General features: G+C 65.3%; 1 pseudogene. It reads right to left on the bottom strand.

The features are described 5' to 3' along the window. Positions 1-240: pseudogene (locus tag CVH10_RS23055) on the bottom strand (hydroxymethylbilane synthase); the annotation flags it as partial. Positions 241-248: the final 8 nt, after the last annotated feature.

The following is a 248-nucleotide window of genomic DNA, read 5'->3' as shown; positions in this document are numbered from 1 at the left end:
CATCGGCACGTCCTTGAGCGAATGCACCGCGATGTCGGCGCGCCCCTCTTCGAGTGCCGTTTCGAGTTCCTTGACGAACAGGCCCTTCCCGCCGACCTTGCTGAGCGTGCGGTCCAGGATCTGGTCGCCGCGGGTGGTCATGCCCAGCAGGCTGACCGTGTGGCCTCGTTCTTGCAGCAGCCGTTGCACATGCTCGGCTTGCCACAGGGCCAGACGGCTTTCGCGCGTCGCGATGACGATGGTGCTCA

Origin of the sequence: Halomonas sp. ND22Bw (assembly GCF_003011945.1) — a bacterium.
GTDB classification, from domain to species: Bacteria; Pseudomonadota; Gammaproteobacteria; order Pseudomonadales; family Halomonadaceae; genus Halomonas; species Halomonas halophila.
The sequence above is the reverse complement of the archived record's forward strand: the minus strand, read 5'-3'. Positions and strand labels throughout refer to the sequence as shown.